Below are 14223 nucleotides of genomic sequence, written 5' to 3' on the forward strand. Positions count from 1 at the left end.
AATATGCGGGAGTATGCACATTTCATCGACAACGATTGGCGGATGAACTCAAACGTAAAGTCCATCGATCGCGCCAATCCTGCGACGAATGCCGTCACGGCTCGCTTCGCGCAGGGCGGCCAACAAGAGATCGATATGGCGGTCGCAGCGGCGCGCAAGGCGTTCGATGCCGGCCCCTGGCCGCGGATGTCGGCGCTGGAACGTGCAGCCGTTCTCTTCCGCTGGGCCGATCTTATCGACCAAAATGCCGAGAAGCTGATCGATATTGAAGTCGACGAGGTCGGCAAGCCGCGCCGATTTGTTCAGGGCGACATTGGTGCGGCCGCCGCCTTCACCAGACATGCCGCTTCAATGGCGTCGCAGTCCCATGGCGAGGCTTATACAAACCTTCCGTCCGGGAAGACCGGTCTTGTGCTGCGGCAGCCCGTTGGTGTCGCCGGCGTGATCGTCCCCTGGAACTTCCCGATCGAGATCTTCGCGAAGAAGGTCCCCTTCGCACTGGCCAGCGGCTGCACCGTGGTGGTCAAGCCCTCCGAGATGACGAGCGGCTCGGCGCTGGAAGTGGCGCGCCTGGCTTGCGCGGCTGGCCTACCGCCAGGAGTTCTTAACATCGTTACCGGAGAAGGAAGCGAGGCCGGCAGCGCGCTTACCACGCATCCCGGAGTCAATATGGTCAGCTTCACCGGCTCGACCGTGGTTGGACAGCGCATCATCCGGGCGAGCGCCGACAGCGTGAAGCGCGTGACCCTCGAACTAGGGGGGAAGTCGGCGAACATCGTCTGCGACGATGCCGATCTCGATAGCGCGCTGGAAGGTACGCTAAAGGCGATTTTCGCGTTTCAGGGGCAGTGTTGCGTAGCTGGTTCGCGCCTCTTTCTTGCCGAAGGAATTGCAGATGAATTCATTCGCAAGCTGACTGATCGAGCGGTGGCGCTCCGTGTGGGCGATCCGAGCGCGATCGAAACAGATCTCGGCTCGATGATCAGTGCACCGCATACCGCTAAGGTGATGGGGTACATTGATCGCGCCAGGCAGAGTGGCATGAAGCTTGTGGTCGGCGGCGACCGACGCACCCCCGGCGCCGGCTTGTCCGATAATTTTGTCACACCCACGATCTTCACCGACGTCAATCCAGGCAACGAGCTGTTTACCGACGAAGTGTTTGGGCCGGTGCTCAGCATTACCCGCTTTCAGACGCCAGACGGTGCGATTGAACTCGCTAACCGCACCCACTACGGATTGGCCAACACCATCTGGACGACAAGCCTCGAGACGGCGATGAACGCCAGCAGGCGCCTTGAGAGCGGCATTGTGTGGGTCAACACAACGTTGGACGGGGCACCCCAATTGCCGTTCGGCGGCATTAAGTCGTCCGGCTTCGGGCGTGAACTGGGGAATGCCGGTTTCCAGGATTTCACGGAGCTCAAGACAGTCATCCTGTCGTCGGCGCCTTGCGCACCGATCTTCCCAAAGGACCATCGCTAATGCGCGCCTCAAACCGACACCTCCTGGCGCTTGACGTCGATCGGACGTTGCTGACGGACGACTTCCGTTTGTTGCCGAGGGTCAGTGATGCCGTCCAGCGTGCGCGTAAGGCGGGTGTCAACGTCGCCTTGGCGACCGCTCGTGGACCCGCCGCACTCGGCGTCATTCTTAAGGATCTCGGCGAGATAGATTATGCGATCTGCTTTGGCGGCGCTCTGATTCTGCAGCGCGAACAGGGTGCATGGTCTGCAATCCACTCCTCTAGCGGTTCAGAGAATACGATTGAGAGCGCCAAGGCAGCATCCATTGCCGCCCAGTGTCTAGCGATGGGGCTTTCTGTCGCGGCCTATGGACGAGACGATGTTTACGTCGAGGATCGCGACAGCAAGCTTGCCGACGACTTCGCTCATCTCGGCGATAACTACGTGGTCTGCGAGTTCGCTAATCTTCCGGAGCCGTTATTCAAATTCCTGGTGATCAGCTCTCTAGCAGAGACCAACAAGCTCGGCTTGTTGCAGGCCGCGCTCGTTGACGAATTGTCCTGCGCAATGTCGCACGTCAATTATCTCGAAGTCGGGCGGCGTCACGTGACTAAAGGCAGTGGCCTCGCAGAGCTCGCCAAGAGCATCGGTGTTGATCAGCAGCACACCGTCGCGATTGGTGACAGTGAAAACGACCTTCCCATGCTGGCTTACGCCGGTCTCTCAATCGCAATGGGAAATGCCTCGCAGAAGGTGCGCGACGCTGCGAAGTGGACGACGGCGAGCAACGCAGACGTAGGTGTGGCTGTCGCGATCGAGAGACTTTTCAAGGAAACATGGCGTTTGGCCAACGTATAGGCAGCGGAGGAGTTATGACAGTGCATATCGCAGAGAAAAATGTGCCCCTCACGACTGCGTCGTCGGGGATCGGGCGGTTCATCCAGCAGCGCTTGGCAATCAGCGGCCTCTTTCTGGCTCTGATCGCACTCATCCTGATCTCTTCAATGATCTCTAGCGCGTTTCTCAGCCCGTTTAATCTGATCAACGTGCTGCGTCAGGTCGCTCTCTATGGGATCGTCAGTATCGGCCTGACATTTGTGATCTTAACGGCAGGCATTGATCTGTCGGTCGGCTCGATCGTCGCGGTTGTGTCCGTTTCGACGGCTATGATGCTGAACGCAGGCGCCCCGATTCCGCTCGTCATTCTGGGCGCGCTCGCAATCGGCACGACGTTCGGCGTCGTGAACGGCGTTGGAATCACGCTGTTCAAGATGCCGCCCTTTATTATGACGCTCGGTACGATGGTGATGCTCCGGGGGTTCGCTCTGACCCTGTCCGACGGCCGACCGATTGACGTCACGTTTACGGCTGGCGACTTCAGCTGGATTGGTCGATCGAGTGTCGCCGGTCTTCCAGTAGCCGTCTGGATCTTCCTGTCTGTCGCCATGATCGCCTTTTTCGTCCTGCGCTATACTGCGTTTGGTCGCAACGTCTATGCAGTCGGATCGAACGCAGAGGCCGCGCGCCTCTCCGGTATCAACGTGACCGCGGTCCAATTGGGGGTCTATACGATCTCCGGGCTGCTCGCAGGCCTGACTGCGCTCGTGTTCGTCTCCCGCCTAACGGTCGGCGAACCGACGGCTGGCACGGGCCTTGAGCTCGAGGCGATCGCGATTGCGGTGATCGGCGGTGCAAGCCTCTTCGGCGGGATCGGCAGTGTGGTCGGAACGACCATCGGTGCCTGCATTCTCGCGGTACTCGCAAACATGATGAATCTCATCGGCATCTCGCCGTTCACGCAGCAGATCGTGAAAGGCGCGATCATTATCGTAGCAGTTTCGTTTGAAGTCTTGAGGCCCCGTCGGTGAGCGGGAATTGCGACCTCGCCTTTGTACATCGTCTTTAACCAAGGAGGAATACATGCTGCCATTTGTGTCTGTGATCCGGGTTCTTGCCGGAGCTAGTGCGCTTGCCACTCTTCTCGCGGCGACCAGCGCTTTCGCAAGTGACGACGTCATGAAGGGCGTTGATCTTACGAAGAAGTGCAAGATCGGGTTCAGTCAGGGAACGATGAACCATCCCTGGCGTGTCGCCATGGTGGAGGGAAACCGCAAATGGGCGGCCGAGCACCTTCCGAACGTTCAGCTGATTGTCACCGACGGCCAAAATGCGTCGAGCAAGCAGGTTTCCGACGTCGAAAGTCTGATGGCCCAAAAGATCGACGTACTGATGATCAGCCCCCTGACGGAGGCAGCTCTCACCCCCGTCGTGAAAGATGTGATGTCGGCGAATATTCCAGTCGTCGCACTCGACCGTAAGGTCAACACGCCCGTAACGACCTATATTACGGCGCAAAACGAGCCTATCGCGGGACAGGCTGCAGAGTTCTTCGTCAAGCAACTCAAGGGCAAAGGAAACATCATCGAAATCGAGGGGACTGCGGGGGCAAGCGCGGCCGTCGAGCGTAAGAAGGGTTTTGACGACGTAATCGCCAAGAACTCCGGCATGAAGATCGTTGCCACGCAGAACGCAGACTTCTTGCGTGAAAATGCAGCCAAGTTCATGGAGGACGTGCTGCAGCGGTTCCCGTCCGGTCAGATCAGCGGCGTGTACGCGCACAACGATGAAATGGCTCTTGGTGCAATCACTGCGATCGAGGCCGCGGGCCGGCAGAAGGAGATCATGGTGACGGGTCTGGACGGGCAAAACAACGCCATCCAGGCAATCAAGGATGGCAAGCTGTTTGCCACGTTCACCTTCCCTTACGTAGCCCCAGAAGGCATCGAATATGCTTATCTCGCCTGCATCGGAAAACCGGTGAAGGGGAATGTGATCCTTCAGTCGAACACCATCACAAAGGACAACGTGAACGACTGGATCGGCAAAGGGTTCTGATCGGTCGGAGTGAGCGGGTCAGGACAATTACCGCCCGTCCCGCTCATTCCTCATTCAGAAAAGCAAGCGAGGGACGAATATGAAGGATTTCTATTTATCAGTCGGTCAGTCGGTAAGCTTTAGCAAGACCGTAAGTGAGAGCGATGTGTACCTGTTTGCCGGTATCACCGGGGACCTTGCCCCCGTGCACGTCAACCAAGCGCTCATGGAGAAATCGGCTTATGGGAGGCGTATCGCCCATGGTGCGCTGCTGGTTGGCTTTATGTCGACCTTGTCGACGATCATCGTAGCCCAAGCCGAGGATGCGCACACCAAGGGCGAAACGCCAGTTGCGCTCGGTTACGATCGCATTCGGTTCACTGGTCCCGTCTTCTTCGGTGACACCGTGACGCTGACATATACGATCACCGAGGTCGATACCGTGCGCCGCCGCACCGTGGCGAAGGTTGAGGCGCGCAATCAGCGGGACGAGACCGTCGCTGTTGCGACCGGACTTCTGAAGTGGGTGAAGAAGGCTGATTGAGCGATGACAACCCGAGGCAGCGTGAGTTCGGCCGACTATATTGTTGTTGGAGGCGGAAGCGCCGGTTGTGCCGTTGCAGCGCGCCTGAGCGAGGATCCCAACTCTCGCGTCCTGCTCATCGAAGCGGGAGCTCGAGATCGGAGCCCTTACATCCACCTGCCGGTCACCTACTACAAGACGACAGGGCCGCAGTTCACCTGGGGGTTCAAGACGACCGAGCAGCGTCAGCAAGATAACATCGTAACACCATTTGCGCAGGCTCGCGTGTTGGGCGGCGGAAGTTCAATCAACGCGCAAGTGTACATGCGCGGGACGCCAATCGACTACGATAACTGGAAGAACAACCTCGGCTGCCCCGGTTGGGGCTACAGCGATGTCCTGCGGTACTTCAAGAAGGCAGAGGACAATACTCGGTTGGCGGGGGAGTTGCATGGTGTCGGCGGCCCGCTCAAGGTATCCGACCAAGCCTATACGCATCCGCTCACCTACGCATGGCTGAAGGCCTGCCAACAGGCCGGATTGCCCTACAATTCTGACTTCAATTCAGGCAATCAGGCCGGCTGCGGGCTCTACCAGGTGACCAACCGCAGCGGGCGTCGGTCCAGTGCGGCAAACTGCTATCTGCACCCGGTGGAAGGCCGAGCAAATCTCACGGTCCTGACCGATGCGCAGGTCCTTCGGGTAATTTTCGATGGTAAGCGGGCTTCTGGCGTCGAGGTGCAAGAGTCTGGTGCGACACGCAAGGTCACCGCAAATCGCGAGATCATCCTGACCTCGGGCGCGATCGGCACGCCCAATCTCTTGATGCATTCTGGGATTGGCGATGTGAATGCCCTCTCCGCTTTGGGCATCAATGTGATCGCTAACAGTCCGGAGGTCGGTCGAAATCTGCAAGATCATCTCGACGTGTTCATGATCTATGAGCTGACCGGACCTCATAGCTACGATAAATACAAAAAGCTCCATTGGCAGATCTGGGCGGGCATGCAGTTCGCTCTCTTCCGATCAGGCCCGGTAACGTCAAACGTCGTGGAAGGCGGCGCCTTCTGGTGGGTCGACAAGGCCGATCCCCAGCCTGACGTCCAATTTCACTTTTTGGCCGGCGCCGGTGTCGAGGCCGGTATTGAGGATGTCCCGGGCGGAAACGGGTGTACTTTGAACGCCTATTTGACGCGGCCCCGTTCCCGGGGAACCGTTTCCCTTGCCAGCAGCGATCCGAGGACGTTTCCAAGGATCGACCCGAACTACCTGTCCGACCCGGAAGACTTGGCAAAAACGGTTGACAGTGTCAGGCTTGGCCGAAAAATAATGGAAGGCAACAGCCTGGCGCCTTATTTGAAGCAGGAACATTTTCCAGGGGTAAATGTCCAAAGCCAGTCAGAACTCGAGGCATTTGTCCGCGCCCAGGCGAGGACGGGCTATCATCCGGTCGGAACGTGCCGAATGGGTAGCGACGTTCGATCTGTGGTCGACACTCAGCTGCGGGTGAGAGGTGTCGATGGTTTGCGCATCGCCGATAATTCGGTCATGCCAAAGCTCGTCTCTGGCAATACCAACGCGACTGCGATTATGATCGGTGAGCGAGTAGCAGACTTTATCAAAGGCAATGAACGGAACTGATGTCGGATCAATCGGATAAGAGTGACAACCGACGTGTAAGCATTGCCGACGTCGCGAAATTGGCTGGGTGCGCACCTGCAACAGTTTCGCGCCGGTTTAACAATCCCTCGGTCGTTAGCCGCACCGTCATCGTCGCGATCGACGACGCGATCGAACAGCTTGGCTATGTTCGAAATGAATCGGCTCGCTCTTTAAGGTCAAGCCGGTCGCGATTGGTTGGCGTTATCATTCCAACACTTCGGCACTCGATCTATGCGGAGATGATCGCTGGCCTTCAGCATGTGTTGGAGAAGAGCGGCTTTTCGCTCATTCACAATACCTCCGAGTATGATCTCGACGAGGAATACAAGCAGGCGCGGACCCTTGTCGAGCGAGGCGTCGAGGCAATTGTTCTGGTCGGCACACGTCATCGTGCAAAGACCTTCGAGCTGATTGCCGGCCATAACATCACCTTCGCGGTCACATATGCGCTGCAGGATGATTTTGGCTTTACTAGCGTGGGCTTCGATAATCGGCGCGCCGCCGCGCTCGCGGCCAACAAGCTCTATGATCTCGGTCACCGGAAGTTTGGCATGCTTGCCGGCATTACGGCGAACAACGATCGCGCACAGGCGCGCGTGGACGGGTTCGTTGAGGCGCTGACGGCTAAGGGGATCGAACGGGCGAACATCGTCGTGCACGAGGCGCGCTACCAGATCGGCGATGGCCAGAAGGCGATGGCAACTCTTCTGGACTCGGCACCAAATATCACGGCGCTATTTTGCGGTAGCGACGTCCTGGCTATTGGGGCTGTGCATGAGTGCCGGCGGCGACGTATCGCCGTTCCCGAGAGGCTTTCGATTATCGGCTTCGACAATCTTGAAATATCCGGTTATGTCGATCCGCCTCTGACGACGTTAAACGTGCCGGCATATGAAATGGGCACGGAAGCCGGTCAGTACATCGTGCGAAGCGAACCGGGAAAAGCGATGAAGCGACGCATCGAACTTAACGTCGAATACGTCGAACGGCAAACGACTGCGAAAGCACCCACTCTAATCCGTGAGCGGGTGTAGAAGCGAACTGTTCGCGGCGCAGATCCGCCAATAGCGACAGTTTGGTGTGAATGCCGATCGAAAATTGCCCCGAATCGGCGTCGTCGGGGCCTCCTCCAGGCCGTTGATTTCGTTGAATTGTGATGATGGACCTGTGTGTACCGAAAACCTCCGTGCCGAACTCGACCACCTGCCTGGTCGGCACGCCGAAGAGCACGGCCGAACGCTCGGCAGCCGTAATACAGGACCACGCGGGTGATGTTCGCGGTGCTGGAGATCTAGGACGCGGACCCGGGCGAAGCCCGCCGCTAGGATGCCGGCAGCCATCAGGATGACCAGGTCAACCGACCAAGAGTGACCCTTTCCGCCGATTAGATCGAAGTGTCTGGAGCGGCTTTCGTCCCGGAATGTTTGAAGGCGCATGGCACGCATCTCTCTGCGCGCGTTGGACGTCGTTCAATCGTGAAGGCGGTAGGTTGCGATCGCATTTCGCGCGATGAGCGATCACGGCCACTGGACGAGATGCTTCTCGCTCCAGTGAACCACTTCGTTGCCGCTCCCTTGCCTCACGACGTTCTGCCATTTTGCACGCCATAGTGCGCATGAATACTCTGTCAGTGGAAGGGAAGTGGAATGCCGCCTTCCACCGCATTTAAGCTCGGCCGCAACTTTGGTCAGTCGCTGAATATGAAAGTAACTTGAAACAGCCCCCACCAAAACTACGCTGGGCTGCGCGATTGCGCCCAGCCTCACTACTTCCACTCTATCATTTCGAACGACGCTGCGTCGTTGATTTGCAAGCACGAATTTCTAGATCTGACGGACAAACGCCGACGGTATCCCCGCCGCAATTTTTTGATCTCGAATTTACGGGAAAATTCGAGCCGCTCGTAATGTTGGCGGCTCCGATACCTATCGGAGTCAATCGACTGATCAGGTGGCCTGCGTAGACAAGACTGCGATACTCGCTCAAGCGCGGCACACCTACAAATACCGTCAAGAACGCAACTGGACCTCGCGATCGCCCGGCCACCGCGCAACCAGAATAGTCCGCTTTGCGCCAGAAGCTGCCCTCCTCGCGACTTCGCAGCTGACCCATTGCAGACCTTACAAGGCATCGACCCATCAGCGAAGTTGCGCCACGTCCGATGGAAGTCCGCTTATCGCGGCAGAGCAGACCAGATTTGCTCAACCGGAGTTCTTCGCCGTTTGCCCCCTCAGCGGACATGATCGTTGGGTGCCGATCATGCAAGGCGATATATTGGCGAGCCGCGCTTCCACTTGGCCACGCGACCGCTTTTGCCGTAGCACGATGGCACCGCGTGCATCGTGGCCCACGACGTGGAACGAGTTTTTGCCGATATCGACGCCGATCGCGGCGATCGCAGTGCTGGGTGTCTTGGACATGGCGTGCTCCTTGTCTTGGCGCCTCAGACCTCTACTTTGCTCAGCAGCTGAACTAGGAGTTTGATCGGCCCAGCTGCAGATGACGCTTGGGTTGTGATACCGGCAACTATGGGCAGGTTACTGGCGGTGCTCCTCGCAAAACGGGGGGTGGCGGAAGGCATTATGATCGCTCGCAAACTTCATCAAGGAGCGCGCGCAGAATCGCGGTGGTGACGGTCTCAAACATGAAGTGCCCTAAAGGGAAACCCGATACGAGCCCGTTTTTCAGGCCTGGTAATTCAGGCATGTTTAGGACCGCGAATTGCCGCTTGCACAGGGTGTCGACCTCAGTGAGGGTCGACCGAACGTGGTTAGGGCTGGTGGTGGCTTGGTGGGGCCGGAATCTACGTCACAGCGCGCCGGTTTCGGCCGACGGCAGGTTGATGATCCGCAAGCTGCCGGCTTCGCGGGGCAGCGGCGCGCCCAGCACAAGCGAGAGCCGATGCGAGGCATCGGTCAGCCGCGACGCCAATGCCTTGAGGTCGGCCTGACGTATGCGCTCGACCGGGCCGCTGACGGTCATGGCGCCGACCAGGGCGCCCTCGTGACCGAACACGGCGGTCGACAACGAGGCAGTGACGGTGTCGTAGACTCCGGAGCTGACGAAGACGCGCGCACCTTCACCAACTCGGTCGCTCCAGCGCGCCGTGCTCAGCACCTGCCCCGTCGACGTCAGATCGAGCGACGCAAGAGACGTAGGGCGCGCGACGTCGCGGACGAGTTGTGGCGAGTCCACCCGGAACAAGCACAGCCGCTGATCGCGCTCGCGCACGTGAAACGCACTGCTTTCGAGTGTTTGCTGACTGAGTTGCTGCAGCGCCGGCAGCACATGATGTTCGAGATTGAAATTGGCGCGATAGGTGCTGCCGAGCTGAAAGGTCTTGGCGCCGAGTGCATAACGACCATCGCTGAGGCGGACGACGTAACCTGCCTCGTCCAACGATACCAGCGAGCGCATCACGGTCGGCTTCGCGAGGCCCGTGATCTTGGCGATCTCGGCCAGACTTCGTGTGCCGGATCCGATGAAGCTGTCGAGGATCACCAATGTCCGCTGCACGGTGGCAACGCCTTGTGTCTTGAGCATGGACCTTCCCGTTTCGCCGATTTCGGTTGACCGCAGCTTCCTGGCCGTTACATTAGGCGTAACAGCGTTCCATTTTCAATGAGGGTCTGCATGGCCGCGGGCTTCAGGATCCTTTCCCGCAGGCGGGCTTTTGCGGGCGAATGGGCGCGCGCTATTGCGGACGCGGATCGCGGCGGCTGCGAGCTGTCTGAGGTTTAGCGATGGCCGGGCGTACGATCTCCGAGAAGATCCTCACCCGAAAGTCAGGGCAGCCGGTGCGTGCGGGCGATCTCGTCGTCTGCGAGGTCGATTGCGCGCTCGGCACCGACGGCTCCGTCCCCATGGCGCTCGACCACTTCAAGGCGATGGGTGGCGAACGCCTGCGCGATGCGTCCAGACTGGTGCTTGCACTCGACCATTACGTGCCGCCGACGAGTGCGCAGACCGTCGGCCTGCATCGCGTGATTCGGGACTTTGCTGAAAAACACGGCGTCACCTTGCATGAGGCCGGCGCGGGGATCGGTCACCAGCTCATCGTCGAAACCGGTCGTGCGCTACCCGGCGGGTTGGTGGTTGGTGCCGACAGCCACGCCGTCACTTACGGCGCGCTGAATTGCTTTGCGATCGGGATCGGCTCGTCCGATCTCGCCGCGATCATGCTGTGCGGCCGGATCTGGCTGCGCGTGCCCGAAACGATCCGCGTCGTCTTGACTGGAGCGCTGACGCGCGACGTTTACGCCAAGGACATTGCCTTGGCGCTCGCGGGCCGGCTTGGCGCGGATGGCGCGGCCTATCAGGCGCTCGAATTTGCGGGACCAGGCGTCGCCATGCTCGCACTCGAGGATCGGCTGGTGCTGAGCAACCTCGCGGTCGAGATGGGCGCGAAGAACGGAATTTTTCCGGCTGATGCGGAAACCACCGCGTACTTGCAGGGGCGCACCGGGCAAGCTTTCGAGCCGGTCGCGCCTGATCCGGATGCCCAGTACATCAGGACCGTGGAGATCGCGCTTGATCAACTCACACCGCAAATCGCGTTGCCGCATCTTGTGGATCAGGTCGTTCCACTCGCAGACGCCAGCGGCACGCCGATCCAGATGGTCTATCTCGGTACGTGCACCGGCGGCCGCTTGCGCGATTTCCACCGGGCCGTTGACGTGTTGCGGGCCGGCGGCGGCGTTGCACCCGGCGTGCAGCTGGTGGTCACGCCGGCCTCGCGCGAGGTGGCGACCGACGGAACGCTGGATGCGCTGGTGGGATTCGGCGCCACCGTGGTCGAGCCGGGTTGCGGCTCCTGCTACGGCACCTGCGGGGTGATCCCGGGCGACGGCGTCTCTGTCATCTCGACCGCGAACCGCAACTTCAAAGGACGGATGGGCAACGCCAAGGCGTCGATCTATCTCGCCTCCCCCGCCGCTTGTGCAGCCGCCGAGACCCGCGGTGTCGTCACCGATCCCGGCGAGGTGTCGCGATGACCGTCTTGCGAGGACGCGCACGGCTTGTCGGCGACGACGTTAACACGGACTCGATCATCAGCTCGACGCGCAAGCGAGAGAGCCTCGATCCTGATGTGCTCAAGCAGTTCCTGTTCGAACATGTCGACCCGACCTTCGCAGCCTCGGTGCAGCCCGGCGACATTCTGGTGGCGGGAAAGAATTTTGGGTGCGGCTCGGCGATGGAAGTTGCGGTCACGACGGTGCTCGGCGCCGGCATTCCGGCAGTGATCGCAAAAAGCTTCTCACGCACCTACTACCGCAACGCGATCAACAATGGCTTGCTGCCGCTGATCTGCGACACCGGCAACATTCGCGCCGGCGACGTTCTTGTCTCCGATGAGACAGGCGCGATCCGCAACGCCCGCAGCGGCGAGACGCTGAGGCCGGAGCCTCTTCGAGAAATTATGAAGGCGATCCTCAGTGCGGGCGGCCTCGTTCCCTACATGCGCAAAAATGGTGACTTCATAATATGACGACAAACACACCTTTAGCGATTCCCGCGATGGGATATCGTCTTCGGCTTCCCGGCCCGACGGAAGTGCCGGAAAGGGTACGGCAGGCAACGGCCGGGGTGATCGTCAACCATCGCGGCCCCGAATGCAAAACCGCGATCGGCGAGACCGAGGAGATGATCCGCCCGGTGCTGGGCACGACCAACCGCGTCATGTTCTTTGCAAGCTCCGGGACGGGCGTGATGGAAGCCGCGCTCGTCAACGTGGCCGGGCCTGACAGCCGGATCATCGTGGTCGAGCACGGCCAGTTCGGCGAACGCTTCACTTCCATCGCCAAGGCCATGAACATCACGGTCGACACCGTTGCGACCGAGTGGGGCAAGGCCATCGACATTGCCGCTGTGGAGGGACGCTTGCGCGAGCACACCTATCGCGCCGTCGTCGTCGTCCACAATGAGAGCTCGACCGGAATGGTGGCCGATCTCTCGGCACTCGGTGCGCTGGTGCGGGACCGGCCGACGCTGCTCATTGCCGATTCCGTTAGCGGCCTCGGCGGCATCGCGATGCGGCAGGATGAATGGGGCGTCGATATCGTCGTCTCGGCCTCGCAGAAGGCGCTGATGTGCCCGCCGGGCCTTGCGCTTGCCAGCGTCAGCCCCAAGGCATGGCGCGTGATCGAGCTAGACGAGAAGCGCCCCGTGTTCTTCTGGGATTTCCGCCGCGCGCTAAAATCCGTTGAGCTGAACGAGACTCCGTTCACAACGCCGGTCGGCCTGCTCTACGGCCTGCGCGAAGCCCTGATGATGATGCACGAGGAAGGCCTGCCGAACGTCCATGCCCGTCACGAACTTCTTTCCGGCGCACTGCGCGCCGGCGGCGCGGCGCTCGGGCTTGCGGATTTTTGCGAGCACGGACCGCGCTCGAACACGGTCGTCGTCTTCAAGGTGCCTGACAGGCTCGAGGGCGGAACGATCGTGCGGAGGCTCTATCAGGATCATCGCACGGTCATCGCAGGCGCGCGCAACCGTCTCTCGGGAAAGGTCATCAGGCTTGGCACGATGGGTGCATTCAGTGCCTCAACCATTCTGACCGACTTGCTTCATCTGGAAGACGTATTGACGAAGTTAGGCCTGCCCGTCGAACCTGGTGCCGGCGTCAAAACCGCCACCGAACACCTCGCCAAAAACAGATAGGCAACAGCAAAACCGAAGAAGGCGAACACGATGAGATATCCAGCCTCAATCCTCGCTCGTGGCGTCGCGCTCGCCGTCTCGCTCCTTGCAGCCGGATCGGCCTGGGCCGAGCAGCACGTCGTGCTCTATTCGGCCAACGACGACACCGTGAACAAGCTTGTCGCCGATGGCTTCGCCAAGGCGACCGGAATCAAGGTCGACGTGGTCTCGACCGGATCAGGTGTCCTTGTCCGCCGCATCACATCCGAGGCCGCCAATCCGCAAGGCGACGTGATCTGGGGCGTCAGCGCGACGATCCTGCGGCTGGCGAGCCCTTACCTTCAGTCCTACCAGGCCAAAGGTCGCGACGCCGTGCCGGCGCAATTTCGCGATCCCGGGGATCTCTGGCTCGGCACCAACATCCAGGTCGTCGTGATCGGACAGAATACCAAGGCGATCGACAAGGCTGACGGACCCAAATCCTGGGCCGATCTCCTAGATCCCAAATGGAAGGGCAAGCTCGCCTTCACCGACCCCAGCAATTCCGGCTTTTCATATGCGGCAGCCACCCTGCTGCTCTCGCAATGGGGCGATAACGATGCAGCCTGGGCCAAGATGAGCCAGCTGCTTGCGAATGCGAAGGTGCTCAATCGCTCGACGCAGGTGTTCGAAGGCGTCGGCAGCGGCGAATATCCGCTCGGCATTACACTCGAATATGCCGGCTTCCTGTGGTCCCACAATGGCGCGCCGGTGAGCGTCATCTATCCAGCGGAGGGTACGCATGCCGTCGTCGAGGGCGCAGGCATCCTCAAGGGCGGTCCAAACACCGATGCAGCCAAACAGCTCATCGACTATCTCGCCAGCAAGGACGTCCAGGAGATGTTGCTGAAAGCAACGTTCCGCCGCCCGGCGCGTCAGGACATCGAACTCGGCACTGTTGCGCCTGGCATGCTACCGTTCTCCGATATCAAGGTGCTGCCTTACGACGACGCCAAATGGGAAGCGGCGCGGCGCGACACACTCGCGCGACTGAAGACGACGATCCAGGATACGCGCTGA

At 60.0% G+C, this 14223-nt stretch carries 12 protein-coding genes and 1 pseudogene; 11 read left to right on the top strand and 2 right to left on the bottom strand.

What is annotated here, in order from left to right; translation table 11 throughout:
• Nucleotides 1-3: 3 nt before the first annotated feature.
• The 7 genes from SO156_RS06675 (at nt 4) to SO156_RS06705 (ending at nt 7559) form a co-directional block, all read left to right on the top strand.
• The gene (locus tag SO156_RS06675; protein WP_498534265.1) at nt 4-1485 is read left to right on the top strand and encodes an aldehyde dehydrogenase family protein; all 1482 of its coding nucleotides are present in this window, start codon (nt 4-6) and stop codon (nt 1483-1485) included.
• A complete protein-coding gene (locus tag SO156_RS06680) occupies nt 1485-2324 on the top strand; it encodes a Cof-type HAD-IIB family hydrolase (protein WP_498534266.1) in 840 nt (279 codons plus the stop codon). The genes SO156_RS06675 and SO156_RS06680 overlap by 1 nt, the downstream gene beginning before the upstream one ends.
• A complete protein-coding gene (locus SO156_RS06685; RefSeq protein ID WP_498534267.1) occupies nt 2303-3334 on the top strand; it encodes an ABC transporter permease in 1032 nt (343 codons plus the stop codon). The genes SO156_RS06680 and SO156_RS06685 overlap by 22 nt, the downstream gene beginning before the upstream one ends.
• Before the next feature lie 52 nt (nt 3335-3386).
• Nucleotides 3387-4361: a substrate-binding domain-containing protein gene (locus tag SO156_RS06690; RefSeq protein WP_498534268.1), complete on the top strand. Its 975-nt coding sequence runs from the start codon at nt 3387-3389 to the stop codon at nt 4359-4361.
• Between the two features lie 79 nt (nt 4362-4440).
• Nucleotides 4441-4884, top strand: coding sequence for a MaoC/PaaZ C-terminal domain-containing protein (locus SO156_RS06695; protein ID WP_498534269.1), 444 nt, complete (start codon nt 4441-4443; stop codon nt 4882-4884).
• 21 nt (nt 4885-4905) lie between these two features.
• Nucleotides 4906-6504 carry a GMC family oxidoreductase gene (locus SO156_RS06700; protein WP_498534270.1) on the top strand — a complete coding sequence of 533 codons (1599 nt, stop codon included), beginning with the start codon at nt 4906-4908 and terminating at the stop codon, nt 6502-6504.
• Nucleotides 6504-7559 (top strand): LacI family DNA-binding transcriptional regulator, encoded by a 1056-nt coding sequence (locus SO156_RS06705; protein ID WP_498534271.1) that lies wholly within the window; start codon nt 6504-6506, stop codon nt 7557-7559. The genes SO156_RS06700 and SO156_RS06705 overlap by 1 nt, the downstream gene beginning before the upstream one ends.
• A 1212-nt stretch (nt 7560-8771) precedes the next feature.
• Here SO156_RS06705 and SO156_RS06710 read toward each other — a convergent pair.
• Nucleotides 8772-8945 (bottom strand): annotated as a pseudogene (locus SO156_RS06710) (IS110 family transposase); the annotation flags it as partial.
• 388 nt (nt 8946-9333) lie between these two features.
• Nucleotides 9334-10068, bottom strand: a complete 735-nt coding sequence (locus SO156_RS06715) for an IclR family transcriptional regulator (protein ID WP_498534272.1) — start codon at nt 10066-10068, stop codon at nt 9334-9336.
• A gap of 200 nt (nt 10069-10268) precedes the next feature.
• On the opposite strand from SO156_RS06715, the gene SO156_RS06720 reads away from it, so the two are divergent.
• Genes SO156_RS06720 through SO156_RS06735 form a run of 4 tightly spaced genes read left to right on the top strand, consistent with a single transcriptional unit; the run spans nt 10269 to nt 14223 of the window.
• Nucleotides 10269-11519 (top strand): 3-isopropylmalate dehydratase large subunit, encoded by a 1251-nt coding sequence (locus SO156_RS06720; RefSeq protein WP_498534273.1) that lies wholly within the window; start codon nt 10269-10271, stop codon nt 11517-11519.
• The gene (locus SO156_RS06725) at nt 11516-12013 is read left to right on the top strand and encodes a LeuD/DmdB family oxidoreductase small subunit (protein ID WP_498534274.1); all 498 of its coding nucleotides are present in this window, start codon (nt 11516-11518) and stop codon (nt 12011-12013) included. The genes SO156_RS06720 and SO156_RS06725 overlap by 4 nt, the downstream gene beginning before the upstream one ends.
• A gap of 29 nt (nt 12014-12042) precedes the next feature.
• Nucleotides 12043-13185, top strand: coding sequence for a pyridoxal-phosphate-dependent aminotransferase family protein (locus SO156_RS06730; RefSeq protein WP_498534275.1), 1143 nt, complete (start codon nt 12043-12045; stop codon nt 13183-13185).
• Between the two features lie 30 nt (nt 13186-13215).
• Complete coding sequence (locus tag SO156_RS06735; RefSeq protein WP_498534276.1) at nt 13216-14223, top strand: extracellular solute-binding protein; 1008 nt, start codon at nt 13216-13218, stop codon at nt 14221-14223.

The sequence above is a fragment of the Bradyrhizobium sp. UFLA05-125 genome (assembly GCF_059803515.1).